The organism is Luteibacter sp. ME-Dv--P-043b (assembly GCF_030209605.1).
Classification (GTDB): domain Bacteria; phylum Pseudomonadota; class Gammaproteobacteria; order Xanthomonadales; family Rhodanobacteraceae; genus Luteibacter.
Map to the genome: position 1 here is coordinate 126,596 of NZ_JARVRT010000016.1, position 18,465 is coordinate 145,060.

Sequence of the window (18,465 nt, forward strand, 5' to 3'; positions counted from 1 at the left end):
TCGGCGGGTCATGAACGACGGACCGGCGCCGCTTTCGTGGCGGCAGGACGCCCTGCCTTTTGTTACCCTGCGCGGCCGCATGGCACCTTTTTCCGTCGGGCGCGCGCCCCCATGTGGGCTGCATCCGGCCTAAAGCCCCCTCTTCAAGGAAAGCCCCTGTGTCCATCCCCAGCGCCGCCAAGAGCACGCCCATCGGCGACCGTAACGACCTGGTGGCGTACCTCGCCAAGGGCGAGAAGCCGCGCGAGGCCTGGCGGATCGGCACGGAGCACGAGAAGTTCGGCTTCTACAGCGACGACCTGACCCCGCCCCCGTTCGACGGCGACCGCCCCGGCATTCGTCAGCTGATGGAAACGCTGGCCACGCGCTTCGGCTGGGACGTCGCCCGTGAAGGCGACATTCCCGTGGCGCTGACCAAGGGCATGGCCAACATCACGCTCGAGCCCGCCGGGCAGCTGGAGCTTTCCGGTGCGCCCCTGGAAACGATCCACGACACCTGCGACGAAGTGACCGACCACCTGCGCGAGGTGCGCTCGGTGGCGGAAGAACTCGGCATCGGCTTCCTCGGCATGGGCTTCCAGCCGAAATGGCGCCGCGACCAGATGCCCTGGATGCCCAAGGGGCGTTACAAGATCATGCGCGAGTACATGCCCAAGGTGGGCTCGCTCGGCCTGGACATGATGACCCGCACCTGCACCGTCCAGGTCAACCTCGACTTCTCCAGCGAGGCGGACATGGTGAAGAAGTTCCGCGTCGCGCTCGCGCTGCAACCCATCGCCACCGCGCTGTTCGCCAACTCGCCCTTCACCGAGGGCAAGCCCAACGGCTACAAGTCGTTCCGCTCGCATGTATGGACGGACACCGATGCCGACCGTACCGGCATGCTCGACTTCGTGTTCGAGGACGGCTTCGGCTACGAGCGCTATGTCGATTACATCCTCGATGTACCGATGTACTTCAGCTACCGCGACGGCAAGTATGTCGACCTGGCCGGACAGGACTTCAAAAAGTTCATGCGCGGCGAGTTGCCGGCGTTGCCTGGTGTACGGGCCGACATGAAGGACTGGGCCGATCACCTGACCACCGCCTTCCCCGAAGTACGCCTCAAGCAATACCTGGAGATGCGCGGCGCCGACACCAGCACGTGGAATTCGCTGTGTGCCCTGCCGGCCTTCTGGGTGGGTCTGCTGTACGACGACACTGCACTGGATGCCGCATGGGATCTCGTGAAGGACTTCACGAAGGCCGAGCGTCATGCCTTGCGCGACGGCGTGCCGAAAGAGGCGCTTGCCCTGCGTTTCCGCGATCACAGCGTGCGCGAACTCTCGCTGGAAGCGGTGAAGATCGCCCGTGAGGGCCTGAAGCGGCGAAACCGCCTGGGCCACCGCGGCGTGGACGAGTCGGTGTACCTCGAGCCGCTGGAGGAGATCGCCCTGTCCGGCAAGACCCAGGCCGATACCAAGCTCGAGCTATTCCACGGCCCATGGAACGGCAGCGTCGATCCCGTCTTCCGCGACTACGCTTACTGAGCAACCACCATGCAGATGAATGAAACGCGGCTAGGCCGACTCGACGACCTCCTGATCTCGACCAACCGCTATTCGCTGGAAACGCTGGACGGTCTGTTTTCCGCAGCCATCGTCGGGCCGGCCGAGGTCGACATCGACGACTGCATGGCCATCTTCGACGCGGGCGAGGCGATACCGTGGGAATCCGAGGCGGTGCATGCCGAGGTTGCCGAACTGCTCAAGGAGTTCTGGGCGGTGATCGAGGCGCGTGTCTCGGGCGATCCGAAGATCATGGCGGACGAGTCGCTGCCCTTCGTCGACTCTCCCGAGGCATTCGACGAACTCGAGGACGTCAGCACGTACGACGGTGACTTCCCGCTCGCCAGCGACTGGGCGCTCGGCTTCCGCTTCGCCATCAACGCGTGGGAAGAGGAATGGTCCGAGTGGCTCGACGAGTCCACCTATCCCCTCGTCGGCATGTTGCTCACGCTCACCGCCGACCAGGTCGATCCGGAGCCCGGTACCCCGGAGGTGCCGCTACCCACCTTCGAGGAGCGGATGACACTGCTCAACGAGATTCCGTTCCAGCTGGCGGCGCTGTATCGCCGGCGTCACCCGGAACACGGGCGCCCGTCGCGTCGCGAGGACGCCAAGGTCGGACGCAACGACAGCTGCACGTGCGGCAGCGGGAAGAAATACAAGAAGTGCTGCGGCGCGGGCGGTTGATCCGCCCATAAAAAAACCTCCCCGTTGCCGGGGAGGTTTTTTTCGTATCAGGCCTCAGCCGATCGACGACGCGATCAGAACTGGTACTTGGCCGACACGCTGAGCAGGTTGCCCTTGTCGTCGTTCTGGCCGACCAGGCGGTCGCCCGTCGCATCGGTGACGCCCGCGATGTGCGCCTTGTTGACGAAGATGTGCGCATAGCCGGCGTTGAGCTCGAAGTTCTCCGTGGCCTTGTAGCCGACGCCGAACGCGAGCCACTTGCGGGTGGAGTCGGGCACGCGCGGCGAACGGGTGTCGTCGTAGGTCGGGGTGCTGTCCACGGCGATACCGGCACGCAGCGTCAGCTTGTCGGTCGGGTAGTACTCACCACCAGCCGAGAGGAAGTAGCTGTTGCGCCAGCTGTAGTTCTCGCTGGTGGACGGCTGGTTCGGGTTCGAGTAGTCAACCGTCAGGTCCTTGAACTCGTCCCACTTGGTCCACGACAGGTCGAAGCCCAGGCCGAACTTGACGTCCTGGTGCCAGAAGCTGGCGGTGGCCACGACCGGCGTGGTGAAGCCCGCGGTGCCGTTGGTGTGGGTGAAGGGCGGCTGGCCGCTGCCGAGCAGGGCACCGACGGTCGGGTTGGACAGCACGGCCGAGACGTTGCTCGGCATCGTGAAGTTACCCGTGCCTTCCAGCGTGTGCTTGATCTTGCTGCGGTAGTTCAGCGCGATGCGGTCGTTCGGGGTGAGCTTCCACAGACCACCGACCTGCCAGCCGTAGGCCCAGTCGTCGCCCTTGATCTTGGCCACGCCATCGCTGCCCGGCGGCACCACGGCCGCGTACTGGGCGGCCAGGGCACGAGCCACGGCGGGCGAGAGCTGGCCAGCCGCGGCGGCGCGCTGGATCAGGCCCAGGCCGACGGTGTTGTAGTTGATGCCGCTGGTCAGTTCGGCCGTGGTCTTCTGCGCGATGGCGCTGACGCCCAGGGCGAAGTTGTCGGTGACGTCGAACGAGGCCGACAGGGTGGCGTCATACGACTTGAAGTCGGACTTGATAGCGTTGTAACGACCCTTCCAGTCGCCGTCGTATTCGGTCTTGAAGCCGAACGGCGCGGTCAGGCCGAAGCCGACGTGCCAGCGGTCGCTGACCTGGGTGGCCACGTAGAAGGCCGGCACCGGGATGGTGGTGCCCGCGTCGCCGCCGTTGCCGCCGGAGATGGGACGACCCTGCGCGTCGGTGGCGGTGCCGTGGAACTTGGTGCTGAAGTTGATGCCGGTGACGTCGGCCTGGAACGTGGTGCCCTTGAGCATGCTCATGGCGGCCGGGTTGTTCACGATGACGGACGCATCGTCACCTGCCGCGGTGGAGCCGGCGAAAGCGCGGCCGAGCGCGGCGGCACTATTTTCCTTCAGCTGGAAGGCACTGGCGTGGGCGGCCTGCGGAGCCACGAGCGCGCCGGCGATGGCCAGCGAAAGGGCGGCGACGGCCAACGGGCGGGTACGGATCAACGTCTGCATGGTGGGGCTCCTGCTTGTTCTGTCTGGGTCGATGTCACAGTCGCGCAACGGAAACGTTCTTGTTTTCATACGCGCGTTTAACAATCTGCGGGGGAACTCTGGACGACTTGACGAATAATTTGCAAGTGCCGGTGCAACAAATCTGCAGGAATGTGGTCCGCACGCGCCCGCGGGCGCCGGCCTTTTGCTACCTTAGGTACTCGAACCGCCAGCGAGACCGCCGTCATGCACTGCTATGTCTACGCAAGCCTTCGCAAGCCCGATACCTACGTCTGGATGACCCGCCGGGATGGCCTCGACATGCTTCCCGAACCGCTGGTGCTCCTGCTGGGCGAACTGCGCTTCGTGCTCGAGGTGGAACTGACGCCCCAGCGCAAGCTGCCGCATAACGACACTGAGCAAGTGCTCATCAACCTCGCCGGATGCGGCTGGCACCTGCAGACGCCTCCGGGCGAAACGCTCACCGTGTGCAACCAGCCGAACCACAATCGCGAGATCGACCCCGACCAGATGCTCGTCAGGGCCTGAGCAGGCGAAACCGCGCCGGGCGCGCCGTGCGTTACCAGGGTTAACGCCGCGTTACCGCGTACGGCCATGCGCGTCCGTATACTCCCGCGCATGGCCAATCCCAAACGTCGTCGACCGTCGCTGCTCAAAGCGCTGCCCTGGTTCATTCCCGTCCTTGCTGCGGTCGCCTGCGCCGGCCTCACGGCGTCACCGCTGGCGCTGATTCCGCTGCTGCTGGCGAATGCGCTGGTCATGGGCGCGGTGTGCCATGCCATCGGCTTCGACCCCGAAACCAGCTACCTGCGCACGGCCTTGCGCCGGGGCTCGGCCTACGTGGTGATTTTCACGGCCTATACGTTCGTGGTCTTCGTGCTGGTGGCCTGGCCCCTGCTCAAGCTGACCCAGGCCCCCAGCCTGGGCGCGGCGCTCCTGCTGGCTGCCACCCTGGTCGTGGCGCTTGCCGCGCTATGGCGGACATGGCCCGCCTTCGGCCTGATCTTCCTCTGGGACGACGCCTACCCCGAAGACAGCGGAACGGCCTCGTGGATTTTCACGGCGCTGGCGCGATCCGTGAGTTTCGGCCGCCACCTGTCCGCCGAGGAGCGCTTCTTCTCCCATTTCCTCCCGGCGGCGCTCAGCCTGTTGGTGCTGGCGTTCTGCGCCGTGGCGTTGTCCGGCCTGTACGGCGTGCTGCCTGCGGAAATGCGCCTCGCGTCGCTGGCGCTCTACGGCGTGGTCCTGTTGCCAGTGGCAGGCATGGTGATCGCCAATCGCACCTTGCGCGCACTGCTCCCGGATCGCCGCGTACGCCTCGGTGCGAAACGGGGCGGCATCCCGTCGCGTGAAGACGTCGGGCAGGACGCGGAGCGCCCGGCAGACATCCCGCCGGCACCCATTCCCGTGCTCAGCACGGAAGAAAGCCAGCCTGGCGTCCGCGAGCGTGCCCTGCTGCTCGCCACCCGCGAGGGTGATATCGCGCGCGCGGTTGCGCTGGTCGAGGCCGGTGCCGAACCGGACACCGGCGCCGAGCCCGGCGACCGCGACCAGCGCTCGGTGCTGACACTGGCGGCACTGTCACCTGATTCACGCCTGCTGCGTGCGCTGATCGCGCGGGGCGCGAAGGTCGATCGCGCCCACCAGGGCGTCACCGCATTGCACGCGGCCACGCGCGACAGCTGGCACGGCCGGCCGGACGCCGTACTTACCCTGCTCACCAATGGCGCGAATGCGGCCGCCGTCGACAACGAGGGCAACACGCCACTGCATGGCGCGGTACTGAGTGCCGAACCGACCGTGGCGGCCATGCTGCTGGACGCCGGCGCACCGGTGGATGCGGTGAACGCGGCAGGTGACACGCCCCTGGCGATCGCCTGCCGCGCAGCCAACTGGGCGCTGGTGAGGTTTCTCCTGGAACACGGCGCCAAGGCCTCGCCCGTGGGCGGCGAACCCGCACTGGTCGCGGCAGCCGGCATTGCCGACGACGACGCCGAGGGCGTGAAGGTACTGCTGCGTTACAAGGCGGCGGTGAACGCCACCGACGCCCACGGCCGCTCAGCGCTCATGGCCGCGGCCGCCGAAGGGCACGAACAGATCGCCCGCGCGCTGTTGCAGGCGCACGCGCAACCCAACCTCGCCGATCGCCACGGCACGACGGCGTTGATGGAAGCCGCGCGCGCCGGCGCGCAGGGCATCGTCCAGCTGCTGGCCGACGCCCACGCGGACGCCTCGCCGCGCGACGGCCACGGCCGCGACGCACTGACCCTCGCCTGCCAGTCGCCCCGGGCCCAGGCCGCCACGGTGCGGGCGCTGCTGGCGCTCGGCGCCCAGCCGAAAGAGCCCGGCGCGGACGGCCGGAGCGCGCTCGACCACGCGGCCGGGGCCGGACGCTGGGATTTCGTGGCGCTGCTCGATCCGGAAACACCGCTGCCGACATCGCTCAGCGAGTCGGTCGTGCCGGAGGCTGGCGCCGATTCGCCCCTGCACCTCTACGATGCCCTGCGCTTCGGCCACTGGGCCGTGGCTTCCACGTTCACCACCAAGGTGCGCGCCTGGCCCGTGGAGGAACTGTCGGCCCTCTACGTCGACCTTGCGGGTCCCGGTTTCGAGGCAGCACGCGCATGGCTGCTCGACCACGGCCTGCATGCCGAGGCACGGCTGGGTGCACCCGGCGACGCGCCCCAGGCCGGACGCCGCCTGTTCGATGCACTGCTACCCCAGCTGCCGCAGTCGGCCGACGCCCTGCTGCAACTGATGCGGGCCGGCGCCAGCCCGGCCGGCGCGGGTCTGCTCGGCCAGGCGATCTGCCGCCTCGACGGCGCCGACGAACGCCTGACCCTGGCGATGCTCGAGGCCGGCGCCGATCCGTTCGGTGCCGACGCCCGCGGACGCACGCCCCTGCACATGGCCGCCTCCACGGGCCGTACCGCGCTGCTGGGTGCCCTGCTCGCCCGCGGCATGAACCCGAACGTTCGCGACGCAGGCGGACGCACGCCGCTGCACGCGGCGCTCGAGCAAGGTGGCGAAAGCCTGCCGCTGGTACGCCTGCTGGTCGCCCACGGCGCGGATCCCGAGGCGGCCGACGTCAATGGCGAGACACCCTACGGACTGGGCATCGGACACGGCGATGTGGAGCGCTGGCTCAGCTGGACAGCGTGGCCTCTGCCGCGTCGCCCCCTGCGTGCCGACGATCTTCCCGCCGCCGCCGCCGCGGGCGATGTGCAAGCCGTGGACCGGCTGATCGAACTGGGCTTCCCCGTCGACACACGCGACCACCAGGGCGCGACCGGCCTGCTTCGCGCGTCCGGCGCCGGACAGCGTCACGTCGTCGACCACCTGCTCCAGGCCGGCGCCGATCCGACCCTCGCCGCCGCCTCCGGCATCACGCCGCTGGCGGCAGCCGTCAACGCGCGACGCGACACGATTGTCGAGGCCCTGCTCGCGCATGGCGTGTCGGCCGACCAGCGGTTGCCGGGCGAGACCACGGCGCTGATGATCGCCGCCGCGCTGGGCTATCCGGAGATCGCCGACATGCTGCTGCGTGCCGGTGCCGATGCGAAAGCCGAGGACGCCCACGGCCACACCGCCCTGCACGCCGCCGCGCAGTACTGCTTCGGCAGTAGCGACAGCCTGCGTGCGCGGCGCCTGCTGGATACCGTGATCGGCAAGGGCGCCGATGCGAACAAGGCCGACAAGGACGGCGTGACCCCGCTACTGATGTTGCTGGGTGCGAACCTGCGCCCGGGCGCCCCTGCCGATGCCACTCACCTCGGCGCCCTGGTACCGGTGCTGCTGGATGCCGGCGCCCGGATCGAGCATGCCGACCACCGCGGCGTCAGCGCGCTGCACGCCAGCGCGATGCATGCCCTGCTCGGGCCGGCGCGCGTGCTGCTGCAGCGCGGCGCCAACCGCAACGCCGCCGATGGCTTCGGCCGGACCGCCGGCGATGTCGCACGACACCTGGGCTATGTGGACATCGCGCATGAACTGGGCAGCCGCGTCGGCACCGTACCCAGCGTACGCCAGACACTCCGGCAGCCCGCCCAGCCCGATTGACCCCTTTGCTGCGCCGCCGACTTTGCTTCGCCGCCGACATGCCGGCACGGTGACACCGCTTGCCGGCGCGATGACCCTGTAGGAGCGCGCGATGCGCGCGACATCTTTTTGCGATAACCCGGCAGCTGGCGCGCCAGCATGAAAGGCGCCGCGAGAAGATGTCGCGCGCATCGCGCGCTCCTACAGATGCATGTCGCGCATGTCATGCATGCCGTGCTTGTCGTGTGACGCGAGATCGACGTGGCTCAACTATCGCGCTCGCGCTCGTCAACGGCGTCGGCTTCGAACAGCTGCTGCAGGTCGTGCAGGGCTTCCTTCGAGGACTGGATGAGGGCCGCGTCGTCGTCGTAGACGAGGTACTGCGCGCGCAGCACCTGCTCGTCGTGCTTGCGGAAACGGGCGATGCGGCTGTCCACGACCTCCGCCGGCATGTCGAGCGACTGGAGCACGTGGCGGGTCATTTCCAGGCTGGAGTAGAACGTCTCGCGCACGGGTTCTTCGATGCCGATGTCCATCAGACGGAAGGCATGCTGGCGGTTACGCGCACGGGCGATGATCTTCAGGTGCGGGTACTGTCGCCTGACCAGCCGGGCGGTGCGGATGTTCGCCTCAGGATCGTCGGTGGCGATGACGAACACCTCGGCCTTGTCGGCCTGCGCCGCCCGCAGCATTTCCGGACGCGCGGGGTCACCGAAGAACAGCGACGTGCCACCGAACCGCCGCGAGGTATCCACCTGCTCCACCGAGCTTTCCAGGGCGACGAACGGGATGTCCTGTGCGCGCAGCATGCGCGCGACGATCTGGCCCATGCGGCCGAAGCCCGCGATGATGACCCGCGGCGTATCGGACTCGATGGTGTCGAAGGCGCGGTCGGGCGTATGCACACGCTCGTGGACCAGCCGGGAGGCTGCCAGCACCAGCAGCGGTGTCAGCGCCATGGACAGCGAGATGGCCATGACCATCAACCCGCGCTGGCTATCGTCGATCAGGCGGTTCTGCTGGGCGAGGTTGAGGATGACGAACGCGAACTCGCCGCCGCTGGCCAGCACGGCGGCAAGCCGCACGGAATCCGCGGTGGTCAGTGCACCGATCAGCCGGCCCAGCGGCACGATCAGCATCGCCTTGACGGCCAGCAGCAAGGCCACCATGCCCAGCACCAGGAGCGGCTTGGCCACCAGCAGCGCGAGGTCGACCGACATGCCCACGCTGACGAAGAACAGCCCCAGCAGCAGCCCCTTGAACGGCTCGATGTTGGATTCCAGTTCGTGCCGGTATTCCGAATCTGCCAGCAGCAGGCCGGCCAGGAAGGCACCGAGCGTGACCGAGATGCCGGCCAGTTCCATCAGCCATGCCGTGCCCATGACCACGAGCAGGGCCGTTGCCGTGAACACCTCGGTGCTCTTGGCGCGGGCGACGAAGCGGAACACGTGGCGCAACAGCAGGCGGCCGCCCAGGATCACCCCGAAGATGGTGCCGACCACGCGCAGCACGCTGGCCATGTCCGGTCCGTGCGCATCGTGGGCCACGGCGCTACCCAGCAGGGGCACCGCGGCGATCAGCGGAATGGCGGCCAGGTCCTGGAACAGCAGGATGGCGAAGGCCTGGCGACCGTACGCCGAACCGGCCTCCTTGCGCTCGGCCAGGATCTGCAGGCCGAAGGCCGTGGAGGAAAGAGCCAGACTTCCGCCGACGATGACGCCGGCTTTCCAGGTGAGGCCGAACAGGAAATAGCCGATGGCGCCGAGCGCCAGCGCGCAGGTGATGACCTGCAGGCTGCCGCTGCCGAACACCGCGCGTCGCATCACCCACAGGCGCGACGGCGACAGTTCCAGCCCGATGACGAACAGCATCAGCACGACGCCGAAGTCGGAGATCGTCGCGACGCCCTCGGTGTCGTTTACCAGCCCGAGGACCGAAGGCCCGATGACCACCCCCGCCAGCAGGTAGCCGAGCACGGCGCCCAGGCGGAAGCGCTTCGTGAGGGGCACGGCCACGACCGTCGCCAGCAGGAAGACGACGGCCGTCTCGAGAAAGTGATGTCCATCCATCCTGCGACTCCCGGAAGATCGTTCCGGATTATGTCACGCGAGCGGGCAGGCCCTGCACGATCGGCTGGCGGTGCGCCGTCTCAGCCCTTCAGCCAGCGCGCCACGTCCACCGCGAAATACGTCAGGATCGCGTCCGCGCCTGCACGCTTCATCGCCAGCAGGGATTCCATGACCACGGCCTTTTCGTCCAGCCAGCCGTTCTGCGCGGCGGCCTTGATCATCGCGTACTCGCCGCTGACCTGGTAGACGAAGGTGGGCGCGCCGAAGGTGTCCTTGACCCGGCGGACGATATCCAGGTAAGGCAGGCCGGGCTTCACCATCACCGCGTCCGCACCCTCGGCGAGGTCGAGTTCCACCTCGCGCAGGGCCTCGTCGCTGTTGCCGACGTCCATCTGGTAGGTGTGCTTGTTGCCCTTGCCCAGGTTGCCCGACGAACCCACGGCGTCGCGGAACGGGCCGTAAAAGCTGGATGCGTACTTCGCCGAATACGCCAGGATGCGCGTGTGGATATGGCCGGCCTCTTCCAGGGCGTCGCGGATGGCACCGATGCGCCCGTCCATCATGTCGGACGGTGCGATGAAATCCATGCCGGCTTCCGCCTGCGCCAGCGACATCCGGATCAGCGCCTGCACCGTGGCGTCGTTCATCACGTAGCCGTCGGCGTCGATCAGGCCATCCTGGCCATGCGTGGTGTAGGGGTCCAGGGCCACGTCGCCAATCAGCCCCAGTTCGGGAAAACGTTCCTTGAGGGCGCGCGTCGCACGCTGGAACAACGCCTGCGCATTCCAGGCCTCCGCCGCGTCTTCGCTCTTCACCTCGTTGCCCACCGACGGAAACAGGGCCAGTGCCGGGATACCCAGCGCCACGCATTCCTCGCCGAGCTTCAACAGCTGGTCGATCGAGAGCCGTTCCACGCCCGGCATGGAGGCCACCGGCTGTCGTACACCTTCGCCATCGACGACGAAGGCGACCATGATGAGGTCGGATACGGTGAGCACGGTCTCGCGCATGAGGGCGCGGGAGAAGGCATCGCGGCGCATGCGGCGCATGCGGACGGCGGGAAAAGTCATGGAGGGTGGCCTGTGGGTGGGCAAGACCACCATTTTACGCCTCGGCCGCGATCGCGGTGGCGGCACGGGGTCGCAGGCCTCAGGCCACCTCGATACCACCCGCCGCGCCGCGGACCAGCGCGATGCCGTAGACCTCCGAGAGCAGTGCCGGATCCAGTGTCACCCCTGGCGGACCCTGCCGCAGCAGGCGACCGCCGGCCATCAACGCGACCTCGTCGGCGTAGCGGGCGGCCAGTGCCAGGTCGTGCAGCACGGCGACCACGCCGAAGCCTTGTGTCGCAAGGGCGCGGGCCCGGCGCAGGATGAAGTGCTGATGGGCGATGTCGAGGCCGGCCTCGGGCTCGTCCAGGAGCAACCACGCGCCGTGGCTGGCCCCTTCCCACACCTGCGCGAGCACGCGGGCCAGCTGCACGCGTTGCCGCTCGCCGCCGGACAACACCGTGTAACGGCGCCCACGCAGCGCCCAGGCATGGGCCGCGTGCAGCGCCGCGGTGACGATGCCGGCATCGCGCTCCCGGTCGGCCGGATGGGGGCCGCGGCCCAGCGCCACCACTTCCTCCGCGAGGAACCCGAAGTCGAGGTCCACGCGCTGCGAAAGCATGGCGCGTCGCCGGGCCAGGTCGCGCGGGTGCCATGTCGGCAGCGCGCGGTCGTCAAGCGTGGCGATGCCTCTCGTCGCGTGCGTCAGGCCGGCAAGCACCTTCAGCAGGCTGCTCTTGCCCGCGCCATTGGGGCCGATCAACACCAGCAGGCGACCCGGCGCCGCGGCCAGCGACACGCCGTGCAGGATGGACCGGCCCTGGCGAACCAGGTCGACATGGTGGGTGGCCAGCCACCCGGGCATCGTCGTCATCGCCCGCCGCCGTGGCCGCGACCGCGCAGCAGCAGCCAGAGGAAGAAGGGCCCGCCCACGAGCGCGGTGAGCACGCCGATCGGCAGTTCGCCGGGCACGACGACCGTGCGCGCCAGCGCATCGGCCGCCACCAGCAGCGTGGCACCACCCACCGCGGAGGCCGGCAGGAGGAAGCGATGGTCGGGGCCGAAGCCCATGCGCAGCAGGTGCGGGACGATCAGGCCGACGAAACCGATCACGCCGGTAAAGGCCACCGAGGCACCGACGGCCAGCGCGACCAGCCCGACGAGGAAGGGCTGCAGGCGCTCGGGACGGTAGCCGAGCAGCGTCGCCTCGTTCTCGCCCAGCAACAGGGCGTTGAGCCCCGCCGCGGCGGCGGGCAGGCACAGCAGCGGAAGCAGTATCCACGGGGCCACCGTGGCCAGCCGCGACCAGCTCGCGCCACCCAGGCTGCCGAGCGACCAGAAGGTCAGGTCACGCAGCTGGTTTTCGTCGGCCAGGTAGGTCAGCAGGCCGACCCCGGCCATGGCGATGGCGTTCACCGCGACGCCGGCGAGCAGGAGATGGCTTACGCCGGCACGATGGCGGCCCAGCATGTAGACGAAGGAGGTCGCGCCGAGGCCACCCACGAACGCCGCGGCGGCGACCCGCCACGAGCCGGACTGGCCGCCGAGCACGATCGCGCCGACGGCGCCGAGGGCCGCGCCGGCGGACACCCCGATCAGGCCGGGATCGGCCAGCGGGTTGCGGAACAGGCCCTGCATCGTCGCCCCGCCGCTGGCCAGCGCCGAGCCGACCAGGATCGCCAGCGCTATCCTCGGCAGACGCAGGCCGAGCACCACGGTGTCATCGCCGCGTGCCGGGGCGCCGTCCGCCGCGCGCAGCAGGGATGCAAGCACCTCGCGCGGCGGGATGTCGATGGCACCATGGCACAGGCTCCACAGCGCCACCGCGACCAGCAGCAGCACGAGCGCCGGTAGCGCGAGGCGTCGCCACGCGATGGCCGGCACCAGGGTCGCCACGGTGCTCATGGTGCGAGGGAAGCCAGGCGCCGCTGCAGCGCGAGGGCCTCGCCGGCGGTGCGCGGGCCGAAACCGAGCAGCGCCTGGCCCGGCACGAAGTACACCCGCCGGGCCTTGCCAGCCGGCGTATCGGCGACACCCGGCAGGGCCAGTACCCCCGCGATGCCACCCACCGCCGCTTCGCGCTCCTGCATGAGCACGATGACGTCGGGCGCCATGGCCACCAGTGCTTCGGGCGACACCGCCTTGTAGCCGTCGATGCCCGTGGCAACGTTGCGTGCGCCTGCCAGGACCAGCGCACGGTCCGCGGCCGTCTCCGCGCCGGCCGCCATGGGGCTGCCCTGCCCCGTCGACATGAGGAACACCGCGCGGGGATGTTGGGGCATCGCATCCACTGCCGCCGAGAGTGTGGCGAACGTGCGCGTGACACTGCGCGCCAGTGCCTCCGCTTCCGCCGCGTGGCCGGTGAGCGCACCCACGCCGCGGATTTTCGCGACGATGTCCTCCGGCGTGCGTGATGCCGGCAACGAGGCGATGCGCACACCCGCCTCGCGCAGCTGCGCCATGGCCGTGGGTGGGCCGGCATCGTGGGTCGCCACGATCAGGTCGGGGCGCAGCGCGAGCACACCTTCGGCGCTCAGCTGCCGCACGTAGCCCACCTGCGGCAGTGACGTGGCCGCCACGGGCCAGGTGCTGGTGCTGTCCACCGCGACCAGGTTGCCCTCGGCGTGGATGGCGTAGAGGGTCTCGGTGACGTCGCCGCCCAGGGCGACGATGCGCGACGCGGCGTTCGCTGCGAGGGACACGCACGCGAGCAGGACGGCGAGCGCGAGTTGACGGACACAGGTCGTCTTCATGCCGCCGCCCCGGCCGTCGCCAGCAATGCCCGCCAGTCGTCACGCTCCGGCAGGCCCGGTTTGCGTCGGCCGAACACCTGCACGATCTGCGTACCGTCCTCCGCATACAGCTCGAGCGACGTGACCGTGCCTTCGGGTACCGGCTTGCGCACGATCCAGCTATCGGCGATGGCGTCGGCGCGAAGGTGCAGATTGAAGTCGTCGTCCAGCACGTTCAGCCATGGGCCGGCCATGGCCACTTTCCGCACGGGCCCGGTGTGGATCTGCACCACGCCCGGCGAGCCGACGAAGACCATCAGCGGCTCGCCACCGGCGGCCGCGCCTTCGAGCACCCGACGCAACGCGCCATCGTCCACACGGGTGGCGAACTCCGCCCCCACCAGCCGCAACGCCTGCGCACGCGTCACCCGGTGTTTTCTGAGCAAGGCGAAGAAATCGTGCGGATCGCGCAGTGCGCGCCACCCGTCGCGCAGCGCGTCGACGGCAACCTCCTCGTCCGCTTGCTGTAAGGGCAGCGGGTCGGCCACCGCCGCGCAATCGATCAGCGGTGACTGCACCGCCGCCGTGTAGCGATGCACCAATGAGCGCCAGGCCGGGCGATCGCTCCGGTCGGTGAGGTACACCTTGTGCACCGCCTTGCCGTCGCCGTCGAAGAACTGCAGGCTTTCCAGCGTGCGTCCGCGCGTCGACTCACGAACCGCGAATCCGTAACGCCAGTGGGTGAGGAACAGGCGGAGGTCGATATCCTCCGCGAGCACGATGCCCATGGTGCCGCCGATATCGATGTTCTCGTAACAGCCTTTCTTTTCATGTACGCAGTACGCGTTGCGGGTGAGTGCCATCACGCGCCCCAGGGAGGGGAGCTCGCGGATCAGGGCCGGCAACTCCCCCTCCAGGCGCGTGACGCCGTCGCCGACACGGCTGGCGACGAGCTCGCCCTCGCTTACGCCCAGGCGATGCGCCGCATCGAGGGCACGCAGACCGGGTTCGGCATCGCGTAGCCGTCGCCAGCCGTCGACCAGCGTGGGAATGTCCAGGCGTAATGCCGGCGTCACGGGAATCTGCTGCATGGTCGCGTCCTCAGAAGGTGTAACGGGCCGATACCGAGACGGCACGCCCCGGCATGGTCAGGCGTTCGATCTGTGCGTTGCGCAGCTGGGCGTCGTCCACGCCGCCGCCGGTGGCCACGTTGGTCAGCACGCCGCCGTGCAACGATCCCCAGTCCCAGTACCTGCGATCGGCCAGGTTGGTGACGCCGGCCATCAGTTCCAGCGCAGCGATGGGTTTCCAGTGAGCGTAGAGGTCGATCGTCGCGTAGCCCGGCGCGCGATACGTGTCGGCGTCGTCCAGACGCGACTTGCGACGCACGCCCTTGCCGATCAACTCGGCGCCCCATGTCGACGCGTCGTAGGACACGCCGACGACGGCGGACAGGAGATCGACGCTGTTCAGGGGCGACGTGCCGCCGGCACCGTAGACCTGCTTGTCGCCGCGGGCGGCGGACAAACTGCCCTGGATGCGCCAGCCACGCAGCGCGTCGCTCAACGCGCCAAGCATCAGGCCACCGGAGGCTTCGGCACCCTTGATGGTAGCCCGCGGAAAGTTCACCGCCTGCATGACGATCAGCAGGTTCTGGTTGAGCGCCCATTGCGGCCACTGGCTACGATCCAGCGTGTATCCGCCATAGATGAAATTGCGATAGCGGTTGTAGTACGTGCTGGCCGAGAAATAGCCCAACTCGCCATTGCCGCGCACGCCGATCTCGACGCCCTTGCTGGTCTCGGGCTTCAACGTCGGATTGGGGACGATGCCGTAGAGACGTGGCGTGCCCCATGCCACCGCCATTTCGCTGTAAAGCGGCGAGCGGATACCCTGCGCGTAGTTCGCGTAGAGCTTGACGTTCTCCGCGACCGCATAGGTGGCGCCGAGCTTCGGCGAGAACCGGCTCTTCGTGACGTTGCCGAGCCCGTCCTGGACGAACGCGCCGTCGTAGTAAGGATCGTTCCGATCGGGCCTGAAGGCATAACGGTCCCAGCGAACCCCCGGGGTGACATGCAGCCGACCGTCGAACAGCGAGACATCGTCCTGCGCGAAGACCGCATAGCGATCGGTATCGTTGCGCGGGAAGAAGCGCAGCGGGTAGTTCTCCGGCATGTAGGGCGAACGACTCGACACGACACCGGTAGCCACGTTTCTACCCTGACCGTTCAGCTCGCCCGACGGCGTGGTACGCGAGGCTTCGACGCCGTAGGCGATACGCTGTTCGACGTCGCCGCCATCAAGCGAACGGAAAAGCGTGAGCTTGCCGCCCCACAACCTTTCGCTAAGATCGCTCAGGTAGAGGCGATCGTAGGTCGCGGCGCGTGAGGGCACATTGGCCAGGGTACGCGTGCTCGATTCGGTGTCCGACGTCTGCCACCACACATCCCACTCGACACGATCGGCGATGCCCAGGTCCATGCCGGCGTACCGTTGCCCCACCGAGACACGGGTGCGCGTGGCACGGTCGGCGGCGACGTCCGCCAGGAGCCGCGTGGTACCGGCCTGGCCGAGCGCGCTGAGCACATCGGTATCGACGCGGTTACGGTACATGTCGACCGTGACGCGGTCCTCGCGTCCGGACGCGGCAACATGCACGTACTTGCCCAACACACTGGTGGTGTTCTGCGTCAACGGATCGGGGCGCGTGCGCAAGTAGTTGGCCGTGTCGACATCGCCGGTGTTGCCGAGCTGGTTCGCTTCGCGATGATCGGCGACGAAGACGATGCCGTTCCTCGGCGTGCCGCCCGCCAGCGTCAGTGAGGTTCCCAGCGAACGATCGGCGCTGCCGTAGCGCTCCTTCACCGAGACGTAGACATCCTTGCCATCGCGCAAGTAGTCGGCGGGGTCCTTGGTGGTGTACCGCACGGTGCCGCCGAGGGCGTCCGAAGGGTCCAGGGCGGATGCAGGGCCCCGGACGATCTCGACACTCTTCAGCGTGTCCGGATCGACGAAGCTGCGTCCGGCACGCATGCCGGTGGTCGAGAAACCGAAGGCACTGGACGCCGACACGCCGTCGGTCAGGATGGCGACGCGGTTTCCATCCAGACCGCGGATGTTGAAACTGTCCAGACCCCAACGGCCCGCCGTACCCACGGCCGAGACGCCGGGTTCGTACTTCACCAGGTCGCGGATATCGACGACGAGGTGGCGATCCATGGCCTGGCGATCGATGACCGACACGGTGGCCGGCACATCGAAGCGGAACGCCGAGCCGATCGCGGTCACGGTGATGCGCGGCAGCTCGTCGGTGGTCGTGGCGGCCACCGCGTCGGCGGCGTCGCGACCATCGGCGTGGGCAAGGGTCGAACAGGAGAGTGCCGCGCCGATCAGCGCGGCGAGGGCATGCTTTGGTAACACGTGCAGGGTCCTTCGCAAGGTCGTGCCGCTGGGGCACGGTTCGGGAGCTTGCGAAGGAGGCGTCCTGCCTCCGGCTGGCGCCGGTCAAGGGGAGCCGCACCCGGAGGTGCGATGCTGCGTCATGTTAATGCGAATGCTTCGCATTAACAACCACCCGACCGGCTGCCTGTGGATCAGGCGTCGATACGATTCGTGGTCTGCGGATCGAAGAAGTGCACCCGCTCACGGTGGAAACCGAGGGCCACCTCGCTGTCCGGCCGGACCGTGGAGTGCGGCGGCACGCGGGATACGAGCTCATCCCCGCCATGGCGCATGTTGAGGAACACTTCGTTGCCGACAGGCTCGACCACGTCGACATGGGCGCGCAGCCGCGCTTCGACACCGGGATGATCGTCGACGGTAAGCAGGTCTTCCGGGCGGATACCGACGATGAGCGGCTTGTCCAGATAGGCGGCCAGCGCATCGCTTTCCGCACCGAGCGCCAGCGTGCCTTCCTTCATCACCAGGCGCAGTCCGTCTTCGCGGCGCAGCGTGCCGTGGAACAGATTCATCGCCGGGCTGCCGAGGAAACCCGCGACGAACAGGTTCACCGGCTTGTTGTAGAGATTCATCGGCGTATCCAGCTGCTGGATGACGCCGCCGTTGAGCACCACGATGCGCTGGCCGAGCGTCATCGCCTCGATCTGGTCGTGCGTGACGTACACCATCGTGGCGCCCACGCGGCGATGGATGCGCGCGATCTCGACACGGGTGGAAAGGCGAAGCTTGGCATCGAGATTGGACAGCGGCTCGTCGAGCAGGAAGACCGACGGGTCGCGCACCATCGCGCGGCCCAGCGCCACGCGTTGCCGCTGCCCGCCGGAGAGGGCCGCAGGACGATGGTCCAGGCGCTCGTCCAGTCCCAGCATGTCGGAGGCACCCGCGACGCGGCGATCGATCTCCGCCTTGTCCACGCCGCGCAGGCGCAGGCCGAAGCCGAGGTTCTCGCGCACCGTCATGTGCGGATAAAGCGCGTAGTTCTGGAACACCATGGCGATGTCGCGGTCTTTCGGCGGCACATCGTTGACCACGCGGTCGCCGATGCTCAACGTGCCGCCGGAGATCGACTCCAACCCGGCGATCATGCGCAACAACGTGGTCTTGCCGCACCCCGAAGGCCCGACCAGTACCAGCAACTCGCCGTCGGCGATGTCGAAGCTCGCCTCCTTCAGGGCCACATGCCCGTTCGGATAAACCTTGCGCACCTTGTCGAGGCGGACTGCTGCCATCACGTACTCTCCCGTTGACCCGCGTCCGGGGGGCAGATGCCCCGCCATGGACCCGGGCGATGCGGTATTCTGCCCGCGTAAACGTTTACGTCAAAGTGTCGGTCGCGAGCCACCGTTTTTGAATGCCCCACGCATGTCAACGGGGCGTGGAGCAAA

The 18,465-nt window shown here is 68.2% G+C and carries 13 protein-coding genes; 4 read left to right on the top strand and 9 right to left on the bottom strand.

Annotated features, from left to right (window positions below; all coding sequences use genetic code 11):
• Positions 1–158 precede the first annotated feature (158 nt).
• A complete protein-coding gene (locus QRN34_RS10195) occupies positions 159–1,529 on the top strand; it encodes a glutamate--cysteine ligase (RefSeq protein ID WP_285404186.1) in 1,371 nt (456 codons plus the stop codon).
• 9 nt (positions 1,530–1,538) lie between these two features.
• Positions 1,539–2,234: a UPF0149 family protein gene (locus QRN34_RS10200; RefSeq protein WP_285404188.1), complete on the top strand. Its 696-nt coding sequence runs from the start codon at positions 1,539–1,541 to the stop codon at positions 2,232–2,234.
• 74 nt (positions 2,235–2,308) lie between these two features.
• Here QRN34_RS10200 and QRN34_RS10205 read toward each other — a convergent pair whose 3' ends face one another.
• Entirely contained in the window at positions 2,309–3,733 is a 1,425-nt protein-coding gene (locus QRN34_RS10205) for an outer membrane protein transport protein (protein WP_285404190.1), read from the bottom strand.
• 225 nt (positions 3,734–3,958) lie between these two features.
• Here QRN34_RS10205 and QRN34_RS10210 point away from each other — a divergent pair, with 225 nt between their 5' ends.
• Positions 3,959–4,261 (top strand): YcgL domain-containing protein, encoded by a 303-nt coding sequence (locus QRN34_RS10210; protein WP_036138187.1) that lies wholly within the window; start codon positions 3,959–3,961, stop codon positions 4,259–4,261.
• Between the two features lie 90 nt (positions 4,262–4,351).
• Positions 4,352–7,792, top strand: coding sequence for an ankyrin repeat domain-containing protein (locus tag QRN34_RS10215; RefSeq protein WP_285404193.1), 3,441 nt, complete (start codon positions 4,352–4,354; stop codon positions 7,790–7,792).
• 245 nt (positions 7,793–8,037) lie between these two features.
• On the opposite strand, the gene QRN34_RS10220 is transcribed toward QRN34_RS10215, so the two are convergent.
• The 8 genes from QRN34_RS10220 to ugpC form a co-directional block, all read right to left on the bottom strand.
• The gene (locus QRN34_RS10220; RefSeq protein ID WP_285404195.1) at positions 8,038–9,840 is read right to left on the bottom strand and encodes a monovalent cation:proton antiporter-2 (CPA2) family protein; all 1,803 of its coding nucleotides are present in this window, start codon (positions 9,838–9,840) and stop codon (positions 8,038–8,040) included.
• A gap of 80 nt (positions 9,841–9,920) precedes the next feature.
• Complete coding sequence (gene hemB, locus QRN34_RS10225; RefSeq protein WP_285404197.1) at positions 9,921–10,910, bottom strand: porphobilinogen synthase; 990 nt, start codon at positions 10,908–10,910, stop codon at positions 9,921–9,923.
• Positions 10,911–10,989: 79 nt separating this feature from the next.
• Complete coding sequence (locus tag QRN34_RS10230; RefSeq protein WP_285404199.1) at positions 10,990–11,763, bottom strand: heme ABC transporter ATP-binding protein; 774 nt, start codon at positions 11,761–11,763, stop codon at positions 10,990–10,992.
• Positions 11,760–12,794 (bottom strand): iron ABC transporter permease, encoded by a 1,035-nt coding sequence (locus tag QRN34_RS10235; protein ID WP_285404200.1) that lies wholly within the window; start codon positions 12,792–12,794, stop codon positions 11,760–11,762. The genes QRN34_RS10230 and QRN34_RS10235 overlap by 4 nt, the downstream gene beginning before the upstream one ends.
• On the bottom strand, positions 12,791–13,642 hold the full coding sequence (locus QRN34_RS10240) for an ABC transporter substrate-binding protein (protein WP_285404202.1): 852 nt from the start codon (positions 13,640–13,642) through the stop codon (positions 12,791–12,793). Before QRN34_RS10240 ends, QRN34_RS10235 begins: the two co-directional genes overlap by 4 nt.
• The gene (locus QRN34_RS10245) at positions 13,639–14,712 is read right to left on the bottom strand and encodes a ChuX/HutX family heme-like substrate-binding protein (protein WP_285404204.1); all 1,074 of its coding nucleotides are present in this window, start codon (positions 14,710–14,712) and stop codon (positions 13,639–13,641) included. Before QRN34_RS10245 ends, QRN34_RS10240 begins: the two co-directional genes overlap by 4 nt.
• 10 nt (positions 14,713–14,722) lie before the next feature.
• Entirely contained in the window at positions 14,723–17,041 is a 2,319-nt protein-coding gene (locus QRN34_RS10250; protein ID WP_285404206.1) for a TonB-dependent hemoglobin/transferrin/lactoferrin family receptor, read from the bottom strand.
• Between the two features lie 173 nt (positions 17,042–17,214).
• Positions 17,215–18,309 (bottom strand): sn-glycerol-3-phosphate ABC transporter ATP-binding protein UgpC, encoded by a 1,095-nt coding sequence (gene ugpC / locus QRN34_RS10255; protein WP_285404208.1) that lies wholly within the window; start codon positions 18,307–18,309, stop codon positions 17,215–17,217.
• Between the last annotated feature and the right edge of the window lie 156 nt (positions 18,310–18,465).

Coding starts and splice junctions, on each gene's coding strand:
- QRN34_RS10200 (WP_285404188.1), top strand. CDS start 1,539: ATGCAGATGAATGAAACGCGGCTAGGCCGACTCGACGACCTCCTGATC.
- QRN34_RS10205 (WP_285404190.1), bottom strand. CDS start 3,733: ATGCAGACGTTGATCCGTACCCGCCCGTTGGCCGTCGCCGCCCTTTCG.
- QRN34_RS10210 (WP_036138187.1), top strand. CDS start 3,959: ATGCACTGCTATGTCTACGCAAGCCTTCGCAAGCCCGATACCTACGTC.
- QRN34_RS10215 (WP_285404193.1), top strand. CDS start 4,352: ATGGCCAATCCCAAACGTCGTCGACCGTCGCTGCTCAAAGCGCTGCCC.
- QRN34_RS10220 (WP_285404195.1), bottom strand. CDS start 9,840: ATGGATGGACATCACTTTCTCGAGACGGCCGTCGTCTTCCTGCTGGCG.
- hemB (WP_285404197.1), bottom strand. CDS start 10,910: ATGACTTTTCCCGCCGTCCGCATGCGCCGCATGCGCCGCGATGCCTTC.
- QRN34_RS10230 (WP_285404199.1), bottom strand. CDS start 11,763: ATGACGACGATGCCCGGGTGGCTGGCCACCCACCATGTCGACCTGGTT.
- QRN34_RS10235 (WP_285404200.1), bottom strand. CDS start 12,794: ATGAGCACCGTGGCGACCCTGGTGCCGGCCATCGCGTGGCGACGCCTC.
- QRN34_RS10240 (WP_285404202.1), bottom strand. CDS start 13,642: ATGAAGACGACCTGTGTCCGTCAACTCGCGCTCGCCGTCCTGCTCGCG.
- QRN34_RS10245 (WP_285404204.1), bottom strand. CDS start 14,712: ATGCAGCAGATTCCCGTGACGCCGGCATTACGCCTGGACATTCCCACG.
- ugpC (WP_285404208.1), bottom strand. CDS start 18,309: ATGGCAGCAGTCCGCCTCGACAAGGTGCGCAAGGTTTATCCGAACGGG.